This window comes from Providencia sp. wls1916 (genome assembly GCF_009706585.1).
Lineage (GTDB): Bacteria > Pseudomonadota > Gammaproteobacteria > Enterobacterales > Enterobacteriaceae > Providencia > Providencia lanzhouensis.
In genome coordinates this window covers 222,530-240,946 of the sequence record NZ_WLUL01000013.1, presented here as the reverse complement: position 1 = coordinate 240,946, position 18,417 = coordinate 222,530, and the positions used below count along the sequence as shown (strand labels likewise).

At 41.5% G+C, this 18,417-nt stretch carries 16 protein-coding genes; 10 read left to right on the top strand and 6 right to left on the bottom strand.

All coding sequences use genetic code 11. The features are described from left to right. The first annotated feature begins 54 nt into the window (after positions 1–54). The 3 genes from GKR61_RS09220 to GKR61_RS09210 all read left to right on the top strand — a co-directional run bounded on the left by GKR61_RS09220 (position 55) and on the right by GKR61_RS09210 (position 4,336). Positions 55–1,989 (top strand): ABC transporter ATP-binding protein, encoded by a 1,935-nt coding sequence (locus GKR61_RS09220; RefSeq protein ID WP_108478762.1) that lies wholly within the window; start codon positions 55–57, stop codon positions 1,987–1,989. A 417-nt stretch (positions 1,990–2,406) separates the two neighbouring features. Next, positions 2,407–3,609, top strand: coding sequence for a peptidase (locus GKR61_RS09215; protein ID WP_108478761.1), 1,203 nt, complete (start codon positions 2,407–2,409; stop codon positions 3,607–3,609). Between the two features lie 7 nt (positions 3,610–3,616). After that, positions 3,617–4,336, top strand: a complete 720-nt coding sequence (locus tag GKR61_RS09210; RefSeq protein WP_036948703.1) for an Lnb N-terminal periplasmic domain-containing protein — start codon at positions 3,617–3,619, stop codon at positions 4,334–4,336. 146 nt (positions 4,337–4,482) lie between these two features. Here GKR61_RS09210 and adiA read toward each other — a convergent pair whose 3' ends face one another. Continuing rightward, positions 4,483–6,750 (bottom strand): arginine decarboxylase, encoded by a 2,268-nt coding sequence (adiA, locus tag GKR61_RS09205; RefSeq protein WP_154599894.1) that lies wholly within the window; start codon positions 6,748–6,750, stop codon positions 4,483–4,485. A 96-nt stretch (positions 6,751–6,846) separates the two neighbouring features. Beyond that, positions 6,847–7,707: a MurR/RpiR family transcriptional regulator gene (locus GKR61_RS09200; RefSeq protein ID WP_154599893.1), complete on the bottom strand. Its 861-nt coding sequence runs from the start codon at positions 7,705–7,707 to the stop codon at positions 6,847–6,849. A gap of 250 nt (positions 7,708–7,957) precedes the next feature. Here GKR61_RS09200 and murQ point away from each other — a divergent pair, with 250 nt between their 5' ends. Both murQ and murP read left to right on the top strand, forming a co-directional pair. Beyond that, the gene (murQ, locus tag GKR61_RS09195) at positions 7,958–8,869 is read left to right on the top strand and encodes an N-acetylmuramic acid 6-phosphate etherase (protein ID WP_036948695.1); all 912 of its coding nucleotides are present in this window, start codon (positions 7,958–7,960) and stop codon (positions 8,867–8,869) included. 27 nt (positions 8,870–8,896) lie between these two features. Beyond that, a complete protein-coding gene (murP, locus tag GKR61_RS09190) occupies positions 8,897–10,366 on the top strand; it encodes a PTS N-acetylmuramic acid transporter subunit IIBC (protein WP_036948692.1) in 1,470 nt (489 codons plus the stop codon). Between the two features lie 61 nt (positions 10,367–10,427). Here the strand turns inward: murP and GKR61_RS09185 are convergent, their stop codons facing one another. Then, positions 10,428–11,033 (bottom strand): LysE family translocator, encoded by a 606-nt coding sequence (locus GKR61_RS09185; RefSeq protein WP_108478756.1) that lies wholly within the window; start codon positions 11,031–11,033, stop codon positions 10,428–10,430. Between the two features lie 113 nt (positions 11,034–11,146). On the opposite strand from GKR61_RS09185, the gene GKR61_RS09180 reads away from it, so the two are divergent. Genes GKR61_RS09180 through GKR61_RS09170 form a run of 3 tightly spaced genes read left to right on the top strand, consistent with a single transcriptional unit; the run spans position 11,147 to position 13,260 of the window. Continuing rightward, positions 11,147–12,130: a hydrolase gene (locus GKR61_RS09180; RefSeq protein WP_036948687.1), complete on the top strand. Its 984-nt coding sequence runs from the start codon at positions 11,147–11,149 to the stop codon at positions 12,128–12,130. Beyond that, a complete protein-coding gene (locus tag GKR61_RS09175; protein ID WP_108478754.1) occupies positions 12,127–12,345 on the top strand; it encodes a YheU family protein in 219 nt (72 codons plus the stop codon). Before GKR61_RS09180 ends, GKR61_RS09175 begins: the two co-directional genes overlap by 4 nt. Before the next feature lie 48 nt (positions 12,346–12,393). Further along, positions 12,394–13,260, top strand: a complete 867-nt coding sequence (locus GKR61_RS09170; RefSeq protein ID WP_154639741.1) for a phosphoribulokinase — start codon at positions 12,394–12,396, stop codon at positions 13,258–13,260. Between the two features lie 79 nt (positions 13,261–13,339). Here GKR61_RS09170 and GKR61_RS09165 read toward each other — a convergent pair whose 3' ends face one another. Then, positions 13,340–13,744 carry an OsmC family protein gene (locus GKR61_RS09165; protein ID WP_036948679.1) on the bottom strand — a complete coding sequence of 135 codons (405 nt, stop codon included), beginning with the start codon at positions 13,742–13,744 and terminating at the stop codon, positions 13,340–13,342. 323 nt (positions 13,745–14,067) lie between these two features. Here GKR61_RS09165 and crp point away from each other — a divergent pair, with 323 nt between their 5' ends. Continuing rightward, a complete protein-coding gene (crp, locus tag GKR61_RS09160) occupies positions 14,068–14,700 on the top strand; it encodes a cAMP-activated global transcriptional regulator CRP (RefSeq protein ID WP_006813718.1) in 633 nt (210 codons plus the stop codon). A 192-nt stretch (positions 14,701–14,892) separates the two neighbouring features. Beyond that, positions 14,893–16,344, top strand: coding sequence for a hypothetical protein (locus tag GKR61_RS09155; RefSeq protein ID WP_154639740.1), 1,452 nt, complete (start codon positions 14,893–14,895; stop codon positions 16,342–16,344). Between the two features lie 67 nt (positions 16,345–16,411). Here the strand turns inward: GKR61_RS09155 and GKR61_RS09150 are convergent, their stop codons facing one another. Together GKR61_RS09150 and GKR61_RS09145 are read right to left on the bottom strand one after the other, a co-directional pair. Then, positions 16,412–17,626, bottom strand: coding sequence for an aspartate aminotransferase family protein (locus GKR61_RS09150; RefSeq protein WP_154599890.1), 1,215 nt, complete (start codon positions 17,624–17,626; stop codon positions 16,412–16,414). A gap of 131 nt (positions 17,627–17,757) precedes the next feature. After that, complete coding sequence (locus GKR61_RS09145; protein ID WP_036948669.1) at positions 17,758–18,333, bottom strand: aminodeoxychorismate synthase component II; 576 nt, start codon at positions 18,331–18,333, stop codon at positions 17,758–17,760. Positions 18,334–18,417 lie beyond the last annotated feature (84 nt).

Here is an 18,417-nt window from a genome sequence, read left to right as displayed (position 1 = left end):
TTATTCGAATATATCTAACTCAATAATTTAACATATTTTCAATAGACGGTTTCTATGATTGTTTTCTCTTCATTACAAATTCGCCGAGGTGTACGTGTTCTGCTGGACAATGCAACTGCGACTATCAATCCGGGGCAAAAAGTCGGGTTAGTGGGTAAAAACGGCTGCGGAAAATCCACATTGCTGGCACTGTTAAAGGGTGAATTGCAAGCGGAAGCAGGATCAGCAACCTTTCCAAGCAATTGGTCTATGGCATGGGTGAACCAAGAAACCCCAGCCCTTGATGTACCTTGTATTGAGTATGTGATTGATGGCGATCGTGAATTTCGTGCCTTAGAACATAAACTTCAACAGGCGAACGAAAAAAATGACGGTCACGCTATCGCCGTTATTCATGGGCAATTAGATGCCATTGATGCGTGGACAATTCAATCCCGTGCAGCGAGTTTGCTACATGGTCTTGGCTTTAGCCAAGCACAGCTACAGTCTCCGGTAAAATCATTCTCCGGTGGGTGGCGTATGCGCCTGAACCTTGCACAAGCCTTACTGTGCCGCTCCGATTTATTACTTCTCGATGAACCGACGAACCACTTAGATTTAGACGCAGTGATTTGGCTGGAAAAATGGCTTAAAAGCTATTCTGGCACACTGATTTTGATCTCCCATGATAGGGACTTCCTCGACCCAATCATCGACAAAGTACTGCATATCGAACAAGAAACCATGTTCGAATACACAGGCAACTACTCCTCATTCGAACGCCAACGTGCCACTAAACTGGCACAGCAACAAGCCTTGTATGAAAGCCAACAAGCTAAAGCCGCCCACTTACAAAGTTATATTGACCGCTTTAGAGTGCAGGCCACCAAAGCTAAACAGGCACAAAGCCGAATTAAAATGCTTGAACGTATGGAGATGGTCGCCCCTGCGCACGTGGATAACCCATTCCATTTTTCATTCCGTCAACCGGAAAGCCTGCCTAACCCATTATTAAAAATGGAAAAAGTCAGCGCAGGTTACGGCGAAAAAGTGGTATTAGAATCCATCAAATTAAATTTAGTTCCGGGTTCTCGCATTGGGTTACTCGGCCGTAACGGTGCCGGTAAATCCACATTAATCAAAATGCTAGCAGGCGACTTGCCGCCATTACACGGTGAAATCTCACTCGCTAAAGGGATCAAACTGGGGTATTTCGCCCAGCATCAATTAGAATATTTGCATGCGGATGAGTCCCCATTACAGCATCTTGCTCGCCTTGCGCCAGAGCAAACCGAGCAGCAATTACGTGATTACCTTGGCGGCTTTGGTTTTAAAGGTGACCAAGTGACGGATCCTAGCGGACGTTTCTCCGGTGGAGAAAAAGCCCGCTTAGTATTAGCTCTAATTGTCTGGCAGCGCCCTAACTTACTGTTACTCGATGAGCCAACCAACCACTTAGATTTGGATATGCGCCAAGCACTGACCGAAGCGTTAATGGCTTTCGAAGGCGCATTGGTTGTGGTTTCCCATGATAGGCACTTACTGCGCACCACCACCGATGAGCTGTATCTGGTTCATGGCGGAAAAGTCGAGCAATTTGATGGCGATCTTGAGGATTACCAACAATGGTTAGCCGAGCAGAACAAAATGGAGCTACAGCAAGCTCGTGATCTGCTTGATAAAGAAAAACCAGCCAGCACATCAACCGTGACGGCGCAAGATAGAAAAGACCAAAAACGCCGCGAAGCCGAATTCCGTCAGCTGACCCAACCTATCCGTAAAAAAATCACGGAGTTGGAAAAGAAAATGGAAAAACACTCTGCATCATTAGCTGAGTTAGAGGCGAAGTTATCCGATGCTGCCATTTATGAGCAAGATAAAAAAGCGGAGCTAACTGACTGTTTGAAAAAGCAAACTGAGCATAAATCAGCCCTTGAAGACGTTGAAATGGAATGGATGGATCTGCAAGAGCAGTTAGAAACTATGACCAATGAGTTTGAAGCTGGCTAATTCGTAATAGCCTTTCAATAATAACCCTTTATTAAAATCAAATTAATAAGGGGTTATTTCAATAAACAACCAAAAAAGATAATCATAATTGGATTTCTTGCATTTGAAAATTTAATTACACATAAAAATCTTATTTAAGGTTTCTTTAAAACATAATCCGAAGCGTTGACGTATTATTAATAGAATTAAATATTAACATATCGTTAACCTGAAGCAGTTATAGCCACATAATCAAAGTGTAACACAAGAAATAATACTTATTCTTCAATGAATTAAAATCACCATAAAACGCACTAATTGCCATCTATTTTGTCGCTTAAATACCCCCATTATAATGAAGCCAATTCTACAAACTAAAAATAAAAACCTATAAAGATAAGGCATTAGCACTTATCAAGATTCTATGGTTGGTGCAGCATGATTTATATCATTACGATGCTCTATGGCAGAGACACAGCAAAAAAATATTTCTGGTTTATTCTGGCACTCACATTATTTGGTGTACTGATTGGTGCCTGCTTTTTTCTATTACCTTTTTTTGCTGATCCCCATGAGTTTATGATCTTCCTCTGTATTCCAATTTTATTGGAAGCCATTCGCTCGTTTGTCTGCGCAATGTATTGCCAAGGTGCTACCCGAGGACTGAGGATCAGTCGCGGATTAGTGCTACTTTTAATGGTCTACATTGTCTTGTTTTCTAAAATACATGCGTGGGAAACCGTTCTCTCTGGATTTATTACTGGCTTATATCTCATGGTCAGTGCTATCTGGAAAATGTCCAATAGCGTGGTTTTGAAATTTAAACGCTGGAAGTTGATGCTCACTGTCTCCATTATTGAATTCTCATTAGGTTTATGGAATTTCATTCCTTGGTCTTTTGACTATTCATCTCGCCAAGTTTATTGGGATGTCGGCACGCTGATTATGATCTTCTCCCTCGACTCATTCTTTGTTTACTACTTTGTTGTGAGCAGCCAAATTCCCAATGCCAATCATATGGTATTTACGCGCAATAATGACGCTTCAAATAGAGAGCGCGGCACATTACATGTATGGACAACGACTGGGCAACTTCCACTATTTTTTAAAATTATCCAACGCTATATTGTTTCCCGTAATTCATTGGGCGTGATTAGTACAGGGCATGTTGCTTTTGAACTGGATGAAATTTATATCAGCCACTATCCAGAAAAAGATATCGACCGCGATACCGCGCAATTCTTGCAGATATTAAAATCCACCGAAGAAAACAATGACACAGGCGTTTTTCAAATCAGTTATCTTGATGAAATGAAAATTGCGCCACCATCAAACTTCAAATTAACCATTGAAGGGATCAGCAAAGAAAAGCTAGACGCATTCTGGCAAGAATACAGTAAAGACACGACCTACAATTTAACTAGTCGTAATTGTTCAACCGTCGTTTCTTTGGCGCTGATAAAAAGTACCGAGGGATATTTTACTGAGAAAAAAGGCGGTTTCATGCTACTGCTTAAATTGCTCTTTAGCCCTGAGCTTTGGGTTATGTCCCAACTCAGAAAACATGCAAGTATTATGACGTGGACACCGGGCATTGTTTTAGATTATTCCCGCGCCATGTCCGTTTTATTAAAAATGTAGCGTGCAGATGAGCAATCTATTACCTCAGAATGAGTGGAGAACGGAGTATCGCTATAAATCCCATATGGATTTTAATAACGAAACTTCAGACATCTCCATCCATAATTTTCGCTCTTTTCAGTTTGCCGACAAAAATGAATATACTTGGGATACTAAGCATTACAATCTGTCTAACTTGCAAAGTGTAGATTTAGTACAATCCCACTGGTCTGGCAAAATGATCGCCCATGTTTTTCTGAGCTTCGGTTTTTCCAATGGGGATTATGTCTCTTTTTCTATCGAGACAAGGCGAAAAGCACATCAACAATTTTCAGTTTGGAAGGGATTTTTCTATAACTACGATATTATCTATGTAGTTGCTGATGAGCAGGATTTAATTGGTACTCGCGTTAATTTACGCAATGAGCAAGTCTATATTTATCCCTTAAATTTAGATAAGCCACTTATTACAGAACTGTTTCTCAATTATATGAGCAAACTTAATCAGCTCAAAGAGACCAACGAAAAATACCATTCCATGTGGAATAACTGCACAACCAGCATTTATAAAATCGCCAAAAAAACCTACCCTGATTTTAAATTTAACTGGAAACTGTTAGTCAGTGGCTACGCTTCACAATATTGCCATCAATTAGGCTTTATTGAAGATAAAGATTATTTTAACAAACAACAAATCCCATTAATCCAATTGGTCGATAACCAATTTTCTCAAATAATACGCCGATAATAATGAAAAAAACCTGCCAAACGCTATAAAAAATAGCGAAGGCAGCGTTGAAATGTATGGCAAAAACAGGCTAAATCAATTTGGCTAGGCAGTACAAGAATAAAAAATATTAGACGCATTTCATGCAATTGTTATAGGGTGTCGTTTCACACCTTCACGCACATAACATGGTATTCGCCATCAATTTTTTCCGTGCCTTCCGTTTCATGTTCAAAACCCGGGAACTCACTATCCCATGCTTGTAAACTACGCAAATAGCCAATATGCGGGCTGTTAGTTTCTCCAAAGCTTTCGCCGGATAACAACATTGGGATCCCCGGTGGATAAGGAATAATCGAGTTCGCTGCAATACGCCCAGCCAGCTTATCTAACGGCACAGCTTCAACGCGATTCGCAACAATCTGTTGATAGGCATCACGTGGGCTCATCATGACATTGGGTAACTCTGAATAGGCTTGATTTAGCTGACTTCCCGGATTATTACGCTGCAAATAAGCAAACATCTTATCCCCCAAGTCCCTCAGCCCCATCTCACCATAAATTTCAGGCGCCACTTCCACCACTTCAGGTAACACTTTTTTCAGTTGAGTGTTGGTATCATAGTGGCGTTTAAAGGAGAGCAATGCATTGACTAATGTGCCCCATTTTCCTTTGGTGATCCCCATAGAAAACAGGAACATAATTTGGAAATCGGTAGTGCGGGTCGGCACAATACCATAGTGATTTAGCCATGCGGTGACGAGCGCCGCAGGAACACCGGAATCAAGTAGCTTGCCATCGTCCCCCATTCCTGGTGCCAAAATACTCACTTTGATAGGGTCTAACATCGCCCAATCTGCAGGAATATTTTTGAAACCATGCCACGTATCTTCAGGGTTCATTACCCAGCAGCTTTGCTCTTTCATCAACAATTCAACAGGGGCAAACTCAAAATCATAACGCTCACCAGTTGCAGGATCCTTCACCGTTTCCTGATTCCACGGTTTGAAAAACCACTCACCATCATTTTGGAACTCTTTGTACAGATAGCCGAGTGATTGACGAAAGTCGATGGCTTCGCGGATCACTTCATCGGTTAATGAGCGCCCACTATTTCCATCCATCATATCTGCCGCAATATCGTTCGATGCGCAAATGGCATACAACGGCGATGTGGTTGCATGCATGTGATAGGCTTGATTAAAGCGATTAAAATCAATGGCATTACGTCCATTACGAACATGAATGAACGAAGCTTGCGACAGCGCATTCAATAATTTGTGCGTTGAGTGAGTAGCGAAAATGGTAGGGTCATCGTCTTTGCGCTCTTCATCACGCATCGCAAAATGGTCACGATAAATCGGATTGAATCGCGCGTAGCCATACCATGCCTCATCGAAATGAATTCTATCGAGGGATTTATCCAATAAATTTTGCACTTTGCGCGCGTTGTAGCAAACACCATCATAAGTACAGTTTGTTACCACGCTATACGCCGGTTTTTTCCCGATTTTATCGGTAGTAAATGGATTATCAGCAATCTTTTTCTGTATAGCTTCAGGGGACATTTCTGTGGGGTAAATCGGTCCAATAATTCCATAACGGTTACGACTCGGGACCATATAAACAGGCTTTGCTCCCGTTAAAATCAAGCCTTGTTCGATGGATTTATGGCAGTTTCGGTCAATGACCACCACATCGTCATCCGTCATGCAAGCTTGCATAATGGTGCGGTTCGAGCCCGAAGTCCCGACCACTACAGAATAGGATTGATCTGCACCAAAAATCCGTGCTGCGTTTTTCTCACACTCGCCAAATGCCCCAGTGTGATCGAGCAATGAACCAACGGCAACTCGCTCGATGCCGATATCTGTGCGGAATAAATTTTCGCCAAAAAAATCGTGATAAATACGCCCTGCTGGCGTTTTAGTGAAACCCACTCCGCCTTGATGCCCCGGTGCTGCCCATGAGTGTTCGTGTACATCACTGTATTTAATCAAACTTTTCATTAATGGTGGGAGCAATTGCGCACGGTAACGGATGATAGCAGCAAGAACACGTCCGGCAATAAAGTCCGCGGAGTCCTCTAAAATCCATGCAAATTCATCCACTTGCTCCATCATTTTTCTATCAAATGCCACTAAGGCTTCTTCACGATCACTCAACAGAAAAACGGGCACATCTTCTTGGCGACGATGTAGTTGGGTGATCAGCCGGTGAGCTTGAGCCTGTTCTTCCTTATCGGACATATCTCGTCCGTAAAGTAAGCAGTCAATGCTGGTGTTTGAGCGAATATAGGCGAGACCGTCTTCAAAATCACGGATAATGACCGTTTCGACGTGTTCGTCATTCAGTTCGCTTGCCAGCCGCGCAACCGCATGGCTTATCACAGAATCTTCGTCTGTAAGCTCGGTATAAACGATCAATGCCCTCATGGACTCTCCCTCAATGAATTATTTTAAGCTAAATAATGCCTCCTTTAGTCTTAACGCAGATAAGATTATTTTGCAAAGTTATCGAGACATTAATAGCTATTCGTCAAGTTTATTAATCATCACTTTGGCATTCATCACCAATGCTTTCGCTTTATCTTCCCGTTTTTGTAACAACGCCATAAACAGCAAATCGGTAAGGGTATTTTGTGCCGTTCTTGACGAAATTGATGAGCTACGCCATTCGTTCTCTTCCGCCACACTTTCCAACATATAGTCTGACATTTGAGCGAGGGGTGAATCTTTGGAGCGCGTGATAGCGATAACACAAGCACCATTTTGATGCCCAATATTCGCGGCAGTGAGCATATCTTTACGCTTTCCAGAGAAGGAAATAACAATTTGCACATCTTTCGGCGTCAAGGTTAAAGCGGCAGCAATTTGAACGTGATGATCCGGCTCCACGAGAGTGGTAATACCGATTTTCTGAAGTTTATAGCTTAAATCTTTCGCAGTGAGTCCAGAGCCACCAATCCCAACAATCTGCACACGTTGCGCACTGTCTATACGTTCAATAATTTTTTCAAACTGTTTAAAATCAAGGCGTTTCGTTGTTTCTGTGATGGAATAATTTTTCTCTAATGCCAGCTTCTGCGCGACCACCATCAAGCTATCCGTTTGAGTAATACGGTTATGCAACGCACTGTGAGGCTCCCCCAACTCTTGCTGTTGGCGGCCAATAATTTCACTCAACGCCAATTTCAGCGCGGGATACCCCTTTACACCTAATTTTTGACTAAACTTCACAATAGCGGATTGACTGATCCCCAACTGCTCCGCTAACTGCGAAGACGACAGTTTCAGCACATTTTCCGGACTTTCTAAGATAAATTGTGCAATTTTGCGTTGATTTTCCGCTAATCGCGGCAAGAGGTACGTGATGGTATCGAGTAGTGTCATAGTAGCCCTCAAAAAGGTAAAGCCTCATCAACAGAATAAATTTACAAATAAATTATTCCTTCAATAAAAACTCAATGCTTGTCATTTAATCATTTAAATTCAAATAAATATTATTTTATCGAGCAATAAGCGACCAAATTTATTCGCTTATATTGGCAACAGAGAATAGATAGTACCGTGATAACCATCACATCAAAGGAATAAATAATTCCATAGCATACCCCCATGATACGTTTAAGGAGTTATTACTATGTCGATTGATTTAAGCAAGATGGTCACGGAAAGCCGTAACGAAGCCAGTACCCACATTGACCAATTATCTACCATTGAAATGCTTCAAGTAATCAACAATGAAGATAAAAAAGTCCCTTTGGCTGTCGAAAAAACCTTACCGCAAATTGCAGAATTGGTCGATAAAGTTGCGGCAGCTTTCCAGCAAGGTGGTCGTCTGATTTATTCCGGTGCAGGTACTTCGGGACGTTTAGGGATCCTCGATGCCAGTGAGTGTCCACCGACCTATGGAACCCCTCATGAACAAGTTATTGGGCTGATTGCTGGTGGTCACCAAGCCATCTTCCGTGCAGTTGAAAATGCGGAAGATAAACCCGAGTTAGGAGAGCAAGACTTAAAGAATATCGATTTTAATCAAAAAGATATTCTAGTTGGCATCGCCGCTAGTGGTCGCACGCCTTATGTTCTGGGAGCCATGAAATATGCTCGCTCCTTAGGTGCAACCGTTGCCTCAATTAGCTGCAACCCTGATAGCCCTGTTTCCCAAGCTGCTGACATTGCCATCACCCCGATTGTGGGTGCTGAAGTTGTCACTGGCTCTTCGCGCATGAAAGCGGGAACCGCACAAAAACTGATTTTAAATATGATCACCACAGGGGCGATGATCCGCATCGGTAAAGTCTTTGGCAATTTAATGGTAGATGTGGAGGCAACTAACGCCAAGCTCATTGAACGCCAGACTAAGATTGTGATGGAAGCAACTGAATGTGACCGCCAAAGCGCAGAATCTGCATTACAACAATGTGATAGACACTGTAAGACAGCGATTTTGATGATTTTATCTGGCTTAAATGCCGATGAAGCTCGTCAATTGCTCGCTAAAAATCATGGCTTTATTCGCACTGCCCTCAACATCGCAAAATCCGTCTAATCAGCGGATCTCTATGAGAGAAACAGTATGGCTAAAATAACAAATGAAATGATACAGCAGCTCCTGCAACACGTGGGGGGCGGTCGTAATATCAAGCAGTGCGGTAACTGCATGACGCGTTTACGGCTCACCTTACATGATGATCAGTTTATCGATAAAACCGAAATCAAAAAAATCCCCGGCGTACTGGGCGTGATTGAAAGTGACGACCAGCTGCAAATTGTTTTGGGTCCAGGAAAAGCCCAAACAGCCGCGGATTTAATGAAGCAAATGTTAGAAAATGGCGAAGCGGATGAAGCTCATGACGCTAACGCGACCCAAGATCTGAAAGAGATTGCTTCTGCCAATAAACAGCAGATGAAAAAGAAACAAACCAGCGCCGTTCACCGCTTTCTATCTAAATTTGCGACTATTTTTACGCCATTAATTCCGGGCTTTATTGGCGCAGGTCTATTAATGGGCTTGGCGTCATTGCTCACATTATTATCGGCGAACCAAAACTTATTTCCTGCGGATTCAACCCAACTTGCCCATCTCAAAAGCTTAATTGCGTATATGAGTGTATTCGGTAAAGGGTTATTCACCTTTATGGGATTGTTGATTGGTTATAATGCCCAAAAAGCGTTTGGGGGAAGCGGTGTTAACGGTGCCATTATCGCTGCGCTGTTTATTTTAGGTTACGACCCGGCGGCCACTAAAGGCTTCTATTCCGGCATGACAGACTTCTTTGGTTGGTATATCGACCCGAGAGGCAACATTATCGGGATCCTAATTGCCTGTATTTTTGGTGCTTGGGTTGAAAAACAAGTACGCAAAATTATTCCAGCCAGCTTGGATATTATTCTAACCTCAACGATTACGCTGTTAATCGTCGGTGCTGCGACCTTTGTTTTCATTATGCCTATCGGTGTGTGGTTATTCGAAGGAATGTCTTGGCTATTCATGCATTTAAACGGAAACCCTATCGGCACAGCCGTCTTAGCGGGTCTGTTCTTAATTGCGGTAATGTTCGGTGTCCACCAAGGCTTTATTCCGGTGTATGTCGCGTTAGTTGAAGCTCAAGGGTTTAACTCGTTATTCCCAATCTTAGCGATGGCGGGTGCGGGTCAAGTAGGCGCCGCATTAGCGCTGTACGTGAAAGCCAAAAAAGGCTCTGTTACCCGTAGTCAAATTGGTGGTGCCCTATTCCCCGGCTTCTTAGGCATTGGTGAACCATTAATTTACGGGGTGACGTTACCGCGCGTGAAACCGTTTGTCACCGCTTGTTTAGGGGGCGCTGCTGGTGGTTTCTTTATCGGAGCGGTCGCGTGGATGGGTTTACCTGTTGGGTTAAATACTGTATTCGGTCCTTCAGGGCTAATCGCTATTCCGTTGATGACGTCAGATCAAGGCGTGCTTCCTGCAATGGCAGTGTATGCAGGCGGTGTCTTAGTCTCTTATCTATGCGGGTTTATTTTCACTTATCTATTTGGCAGTAAAAATGTTGATTTGGACTAGAGAATAGTGTGGATTGAAAAGCAAAAAGGCACCTAAGGTGCCTTTTTTCTCATAAAAAAACTTACTCCAGCCAAATTAACGGTACACACGCGGCGGTCAGTATCCCCATCACTAGGTTGAAAATAAACCATGCGCGGCGGCTACGTAAGAAAACTCCGATCAAGGAACCAAAGCCCATCCAAATCAAGCCCGCGACAAAATTCACAATCACAAACGCGATGCTCATCACGATAATAGACTGAGTAAATAACTCGCCTGGAAGACTAAAACTCCCTACTGCGCCTAGCCCCATCATCCATGCTTTCGGGTTTAAGAACTGCAACAGTCCGCCTTGAAACCAAGTAACGCTTTTAGAGGCTTTGCTGTCTGTTTTGAGTGGCTCGTAACTGGCAGTGGCTGTTTTCCACGCTAGCCATAATAAATAAACGCTACCAATGATTTTCAGCACAATATGAATTGCAGGATATAATAGTAATAGTGCGGCAACACCGAAGGCAGACAAATATAAAATTGACTGCATGCCCAGCATTATTCCTAATAATAATCCGATACTGCGACGAAAACCGTAGTTAGCTGCACAAGAGGTCAACAACATGTTGTTAGGGCCGGGTGTGACTGCTGCAATGAATAAAAACGTAAAAAGCGAAAAAATTAGCCCCAGAGTCATTTATACTATGTTCCTCAACCTAAATTTGTTTCTAGATTTGTTTACTTGCATCACAGAAAAATAACAGTATGTTATGTCACTCACAAGCGTTCCACTAAATAAAAAATAAGGCCATGTCAGAAAATTTCCGCCCTATGAGTTGGGCAAAGAACCCACATCTCCAAACCTTATTGCCAAGGATCTTTCGCCGTACCCCGAAAATTATCCCAACATGGCAGCGATTAGAATTGCCTGACGGTGATTTTATCGATCTTGCTTGGAGTGAAAACCCAGAACAAGCGAGCGAAAAGCCTCGTTTAGTGATTTTTCATGGGTTGGAAGGAAATTTTAAAAGCCCCTATGCCCACGGGATGTTAGAAAGCGCCCAGAAACAAGGGTGGCTCGGCGTGATCATGCATTTTAGAGGATGCAGTGGTGAACCTAATCGCCAAAAACGTATTTACCATTCCGGTGAAACCAGTGATGCACGCTATTTTTTACATTGGCTAAAACAGACATGGGGTGATGCCCCCACCGCCGCGGTAGGCTATTCCCTTGGCGGTAATATGCTCGCCTGTTATTTAGCTGAAAACGGTGAGAATGCTGAATTAGATGCTGGCGTCGTTGTCTCGGCGCCATTAATGCTTGAAGCCTGCTCCATGAAAATGGAGAAAGGAATTTCTCAGCTCTATCAACGTTACCTATTAAATGGATTGAAACGTAACGCCACCCGCAAACTGGTGCGTTATCCGGGTTCACTTCCTCTTAATTTGTTGCAGCTTAAACAGTTAAAACGCATTCGTGAATTCGATGATGTGATCACCGCGCGTATTCATGGTTTTGATGATGCTGCGGATTATTATCAAAAATGCAGTGCGCTACCTAAGTTATCTCAAATTACTAAGCCAACCCTGATTATTCACGCGAAAGACGACCCGTTTATGGCGCCCGAAGTCGTGCCTGATTTAAGACATTTACCCGAAAATATTGAATACCAAATGACGGAGCATGGTGGGCACGTCGGGTTTGTCGGCGGTAGTTTTAGAAAACCACAAATGTGGTTAGAAACTCGCATCCCTCTGTGGCTAACTGCGTATTTGAATGAGCAAAAATCATGATTATTCCGTGGAAAGATCTCGCACCTGAAACGCTTGAAAATCTTATCGAGAGTTACGTTTTGCGCGAAGGAACCGATTATGGCGTTCACGAAAAAAGCTTGCAAGACAAAGTCAATGATGTGAAACGGCAGTTAGTTTCCGGCGAAATTGTGCTAGTCTGGTCTGAGTTACATGAATCGGTAAATTTCATGCCTAATAACCAGTTTCGCCCGTAGCGCTGTTTCTCAAAAATAGTGGTCATGGCGTAAAACAGGGAGTCCACTATGTCGAAGAAGCATCCGATTATTGCAGTGACGGGTTCGAGTGGCGCAGGAACAACCTCAACGAGCCAAGCTTTTCGTAAAATTTTCCATCAATTAAATATCCGCCCAGCCACCCTTGAGGGGGATAGTTTTCATCGTTATACCCGTCCTGAAATGGATATGGCTATTCGTAAAGCTCGCGAGCAAGGGCGCCATATCAGTTATTTCGGCCCAGAAGCCAATGATTTTTCTCTACTTGAACAAACCCTCATTGATTATGCCCAAACGGGTGGCGGTCAATCTCGGAAATATTTACACACTTACGATGAAGCCGTGCCTTATGGTCTACAACCCGGCACATTTACGCCATGGGAGCCATTACCCGCTAATACCGATGTGCTGTTTTATGAAGGATTACATGGTGGCGTAGTCACCCCGGAGCATGATGTTGCTCAGCATGTTGATTTACTTGTCGGTGTAGTACCGATTGTTAACCTTGAATGGATCCAGAAATTGATCCGCGATACCACCGAGCGAGGGCATTCTCGTGAAGCCGTAATGGATTCTGTAGTCCGTTCGATGGGGGATTATATTAACTATATTACACCACAGTTTTCTCGTACTCATATTAACTTCCAACGGGTTCCTACCGTTGACACCTTTAACCCTTTCTCTGCTAAAGCAATACCTTCACAAGACGAAAGTTTTATCGTTATTCGCTTTAGAGGATTAGAGCAGATCGATTTTCCTTATTTATTATCCATGTTAAATGGCTCATTTATTTCAGCGATGAATACCATTGTAGTACCCGATGGGAAATTAGGACTCGCAATGGAGCTTATTATGATGCCATTAGTGGAAAAGCTAATGAAACAGCGAAATGGGTAGTTTGACACTCTCATTAAAGAGATAAATAACAAGATGCTTATCTTAATTATCGATAAGCATCTTAATATCAAGAAAACAATTACGGCGCTTTAATTTCGAAACTATGAGTCACGTTAACCGTTTTTTCTAGCATGATAGCAACGGAACAATATTTTTCCGCAGAAAGTTGAACCGCACGCTCTACCACTTTATCCGTTAATTCACGTCCCGTCACAATGAAGTGCAGGTTGATATCCGTAAAATAACGAGGGGCTTCTTCACGACGCTGTGAAGTTAATTTCACTTCACAATCAACAATATCCTGACGACCCTTTTGCAGAATAGAAACCACATCAATCGCACTGCATCCGCCTGCCGCCATTAAAACCATTTCCATCGGACTCGGTGCTTTATCGCCCGCATTACCATCCATCATGATTTGATGACCTGATGCCGACTCACCTAGAAAAGAGAGCCCTTCAACCCACTTTACGCGTGCTTCCATTTTTATTCCTCTCGAAAATAGTGATATTTATCGCCATATTGTTCCATATATCTAGACAATGTTATATCAGCATTATTAGGCTGAAGCGATACAGGGAAGACTTTCGGCATTGGATATGATACAAACAATGGTCAGTTGATAGGATTAAGATCAAAACTCAACGATTTAATTGATTATATTATACAATTGATATTAATTTACGTTAGCCTAGAGCAGCATTAATAATAGGCATCAATGTGACTTAATATGCTAAGCTAGACACTTTAAAGTCAGCCTTTCCCTACTTTTCGAAAGGTTGCAATAACATACAGAGGATAACGCTAATGGTTCTCGGCAAGCCACAAACAGACCCTACTCTTGAATGGTTTTTGTCACACTGCCATATTCATAAGTATCCATCCAAGAGCACTCTGATCCATCAGGGTGAAAAAGCAGAAACCCTTTACTACATTGTTAAAGGTTCAGTGGCTGTTTTAATCAAAGATGAAGAAGGCAAGGAAATGATTCTCTCTTACCTCAATCAGGGAGATTTCATTGGCGAACTTGGGTTATTTGAAGAAGGGCAAGAACGTACTGCGTGGGTTCGCGCGAAAGTTGCTTGCGAAGTCGCGGAAATTTCTTACAAGAAATTCCGTCAGCTGATTCAAGTCAATCCAGATATCCTGATGCGCCTTTCTGCGCAAATGGCAAGTCGTTTGCAAACCACATCCGAAAAAGTGGGTAACCTTGCATTCTTAGATGTTACTGGTCGTATTGCTCAAACATTGTTGAATTTAGCTAAACAGCCTGATGCGATGACTCACCCAGACGGTATGCAAATCAAAATTACTCGTCAGGAAATCGGTCAAATCGTAGGTTGTTCTCGCGAAACTGTCGGTCGTATTTTAAAGATGCTGGAAGATCAAAACTTAATCTCCGCACACGGCAAAACGATTGTTGTTTACGGCACTCGCTAATTTACCTGTCAGCCTCACCTTTCTTGGTGAGGCTTCGTATTGAAATAGCTTTATACTTCACGTACAAAGCTATTTTTTTACTTATAGCTCAGTTTATATCGTCTCAGTAACGAGTGTCGTTTCTTTATATTCTTCTAGCTAATTATCGAACTAAGATAGTGAGAGTTAATCATTATTTGGAGATTATTAGTTATGCCACATATTTCCCAGAATTCTACAAAATCAACACCACTTAACACAATCAATAAGAAAAGTAGTTCAGAAGAAAACCTTGTTACGAAAAATAAATCTTCTCTAATAGAGCCTCGTACAAAAACACCTTTTATATCTCCTGACTTATTAGCAAAAGCAAAGGAAATCTCCAATGTAATTAAAAGTGGTATGAATACTGAATATTTACTTCCTAGTCAGTTTATTAAATTCCCAGTTAATCAGGAAAAAGCTATTCTAACAGATATATATACGCTCCCACCTTATAAAGATAATAGAAATCACTCAGCACCACTCTCTATTATTAATTTAGACAAAAACAATACTTCACCAAAAGACATTAAATGGGATAACACACCAATGGAAATCAGCAATTCAAGCAAACAAACAGTGAATATAAAAAATAGCCATTTTTTAATTAAAGATTTTGGCATCAATAAGTTAAAGCATTTTTTCTATGAATCTATTGAGAAAGTAAAATCAACAGGGAAAATTCAAGCTTTAGTCATTGTGAACAAAATAATTCCCAGAGAAAAAGATTTATACAACGTTAAGTTTTATAATAAAGAAGGAACGGTTGAAATACAAAAAACTCACAAAGAAAATGTAGTAATGCTAAACGACGTAAAAAACCCACCAATATCATTTACAGGCAAGGAAAAAGATAATTTTAATAAAATTAAAGATCTACAGAGTGTAATTCGCACCCTAGAAAAGGACATACTAAAAATAAGAAAACCTAATCCCGAAAATATCGGCAACTTAGAAAGTGAATTTAATTATACAAAATCTGCCAAAGCCTTAATTGACCAATGTATTCTATCACCGAGTGATCAAAGAGATAAAAAATTCGACGCCACTATTAAAACGATGAACAGAGTTGTTAATGAATTAAAAAATGAACGTGACAATTTTAAAGGAAATCAAAATTCAAGCATAAATATCACCGTTGAAAACAACATTTATAAGAGTAATGGTAGCTTAAGCTCCAATTCATCCAGCTATTTTTCAGAAATAACGGAGGAATCAGAATATAGTTCAGAAGAAATAACAAAGATGCATATAGAAAACGATCATATTACCACTCAAAAAAATAATGAGTTAAAAAGCAAAAAAGTAGAAAATACAGAGGCACCTCAGAAAAAAACACATTCTGTCGTGAATTCAAAGAAAAAAACATATCAATCTAATAAAATAATACATATCAATAGAGCAACTATATTACGAGACAAGCATATTAGCAAAACGTTTAATTTAAATGAAAATCCACAAAAAAAAATATTAAACGATGGGAAACTAAATACTAAAGAATTAGATGCAAATTTTGAAGAAATCCAAAAAACCTTACATGATATAAATGTTCTAGGCGAAGAAATAGTCAATGAAAAAGCTCACTCTGCGATGCTTAAAACGGAACTAGCTAAGCTTAAATAGCGAGTAACAGCTTGATAAAATGCTCAGTGACAGAGGCAAATTCGTCTCTGTCACTATAAAAATACAATTAACCCAACAGTTTACTAATTGCCGTTTCTAACTTCGCCATACCGCTATTAATTTCATCTTCAGAAATAATCAGTGATGGTGTAAAGCGCAATACATTTGTACCCGCATTCAGCATCATCAGCCCTTCAGCCGCGCAAGCTTGTAGAATATCTTTTGAGCGATTCAGTAATTTGCCATTTAGTTCTGCACCAATTAATAAGCCCATTCCACGAATTTCAGCAAAAATGCCATATTGGTCATTAAGCTTGTTTAAATGGGCGACAAATAACTCACGGCGCTTAGCAACCCCATCAAGTACTTCATCGGTATTGATAATATCAAAAGCGGCATTACCCACCGCACACGCCAGCGGATTACCACCATAAGTGGTTCCGTGTGAGCCCACTTCCATAGTCTTAGCAATTTCAGCGGTTGTAATCATCGCACTAATCGGGAAGCCGCCGCCGAGGGCTTTTGCTGTGGTTAAAATATCGGGAACGACATCATAGTGCATATAAGAGAATAATTTCCCCGTACGCCCCATTCCACTTTGCACTTCGTCAAAAATAAGTAATGTATTATTTTCATCGCAAAGCTTACGAACTCCTTGCAGAAATTCTGATGTTGCTGGGGTTACCCCGCCTTCCCCTTGAACTGGCTCCAAAACCACTGCACAGGTATTTTCATCGATCACGGCTTTAACGGCATCAAGGTCATTAAAAGGCACATGAATAATATCCGCAGGCTTTGGACCAAAACCATCTGCATATTTCGCTTGTCCACCGACTGAGACAGTAAATAATGTTCTGCCGTGAAACGCTTGCTTGAATGCAATGATCTTCGTTTTATATGGGCTATATTTGGTGATGGCATAACGACGCGCTAACTTGAATGCGGCTTCATTCGCTTCAGAGCCAGAGTTCACAAAAAATGCACGGTCTGCAAATGTTGCTTTGGTTAATTTTTGAGCCAGCTTTAACGCCTGCTCATTGGTAAAAACATTGCTCACATGCCACAGTTTTTCGCTTTGTTCACGAACAGCAGCGACTAAACTTGGATGGCAATGACCCAGCGCTAAAACCGCGATCCCGCCTGCAAAATCAATATATTCTTTACCTTGCTGATCCCAAACGCGACTACCTTCGCCTTTAACTGGAATAAATTCAGCTGGCGAAAAAATAGGTAACATAACCTGATCAAAAGTTTGCCGATTGACTGCGTGTTGTTCTGACATACCCCTCACCTGCTCTTTATCGAATGCCTAAGTGAAAATATAAGCATCAAATATGAATAAAAAATCAATAAAGAGCAATAGGCAAGGGTAAAATATGCATAATTAATTTTGCTATTCGCGAAAATCAACTACTAATATTTGAGAAAATTACTCAACAACTCATGACCTTGTTCGCTGAGAATACTTTCAGGATGGAATTGAACCCCTTCAATTGGCAGGGTTTTATGGCGGATCCCCATAATTTCATCGATATCTCCATTATTCAGTGACCATGCGGAGACATCAAAAGAGGCTGGTAGTGTTTCTGCCGCAATCACTAAAGAGTGATAGCGAGTCACCGTTAAAGGCCGATTAAGTCCTTTAAATACCCCTTGATGATTATGGTGGATAGATGACGTTTTGCCGTGCATCACTTCTCTCGCTTTCACGACAGAGGCACCAAACGCCTGCCCAATGGCTTGATGACCTAAGCAGATCCCCAAAATGGGCACTTTTCCGGCAAAATGTTTTATCGCTTCCAGAGAAATCCCTGCCTCATCAGGCGTGCAAGGACCCGGTGAAATGACCAAATGGGTTGGAGCCAATTGTTCAATTTCTTCAATGGTAATTTCGTCATTACGTTTCACCAGCACTTCCGCCCCTAGTTCGCAGAAATATTGGTATAAGTTGTATGTAAATGAATCGTAATTATCAATAAGTAAAAGCATAGTAGCCTATCCGACTGATTTTTATCATTATAAGTTTTTTTGTTTATGCATAATTCGTGGCGGTTAGCAATTAGAACGCGTCCC

Bases quoted from the DNA above. Each gene is read 5' to 3' on its own strand.
- GKR61_RS09220 (WP_108478762.1), top strand. From the start codon at position 55: ATGATTGTTTTCTCTTCATTACAAATTCGCCGAGGTGTACGTGTTCTG.
- GKR61_RS09215 (WP_108478761.1), top strand. From the start codon at position 2,407: ATGATTTATATCATTACGATGCTCTATGGCAGAGACACAGCAAAAAAA.
- GKR61_RS09210 (WP_036948703.1), top strand. From the start codon at position 3,617: ATGAGCAATCTATTACCTCAGAATGAGTGGAGAACGGAGTATCGCTAT.
- adiA (WP_154599894.1), bottom strand. From the start codon at position 6,750: ATGAGGGCATTGATCGTTTATACCGAGCTTACAGACGAAGATTCTGTG.
- GKR61_RS09200 (WP_154599893.1), bottom strand. From the start codon at position 7,707: ATGACACTACTCGATACCATCACGTACCTCTTGCCGCGATTAGCGGAA.
- murQ (WP_036948695.1), top strand. From the start codon at position 7,958: ATGTCGATTGATTTAAGCAAGATGGTCACGGAAAGCCGTAACGAAGCC.
- murP (WP_036948692.1), top strand. From the start codon at position 8,897: ATGGCTAAAATAACAAATGAAATGATACAGCAGCTCCTGCAACACGTG.
- GKR61_RS09185 (WP_108478756.1), bottom strand. From the start codon at position 11,033: ATGACTCTGGGGCTAATTTTTTCGCTTTTTACGTTTTTATTCATTGCA.
- GKR61_RS09180 (WP_036948687.1), top strand. From the start codon at position 11,147: ATGTCAGAAAATTTCCGCCCTATGAGTTGGGCAAAGAACCCACATCTC.
- GKR61_RS09175 (WP_108478754.1), top strand. From the start codon at position 12,127: ATGATTATTCCGTGGAAAGATCTCGCACCTGAAACGCTTGAAAATCTT.
- GKR61_RS09170 (WP_154639741.1), top strand. From the start codon at position 12,394: ATGTCGAAGAAGCATCCGATTATTGCAGTGACGGGTTCGAGTGGCGCA.
- GKR61_RS09165 (WP_036948679.1), bottom strand. From the start codon at position 13,744: ATGGAAGCACGCGTAAAGTGGGTTGAAGGGCTCTCTTTTCTAGGTGAG.
- crp (WP_006813718.1), top strand. From the start codon at position 14,068: ATGGTTCTCGGCAAGCCACAAACAGACCCTACTCTTGAATGGTTTTTG.
- GKR61_RS09155 (WP_154639740.1), top strand. From the start codon at position 14,893: ATGCCACATATTTCCCAGAATTCTACAAAATCAACACCACTTAACACA.
- GKR61_RS09150 (WP_154599890.1), bottom strand. From the start codon at position 17,626: ATGTCAGAACAACACGCAGTCAATCGGCAAACTTTTGATCAGGTTATG.
- GKR61_RS09145 (WP_036948669.1), bottom strand. From the start codon at position 18,333: ATGCTTTTACTTATTGATAATTACGATTCATTTACATACAACTTATAC.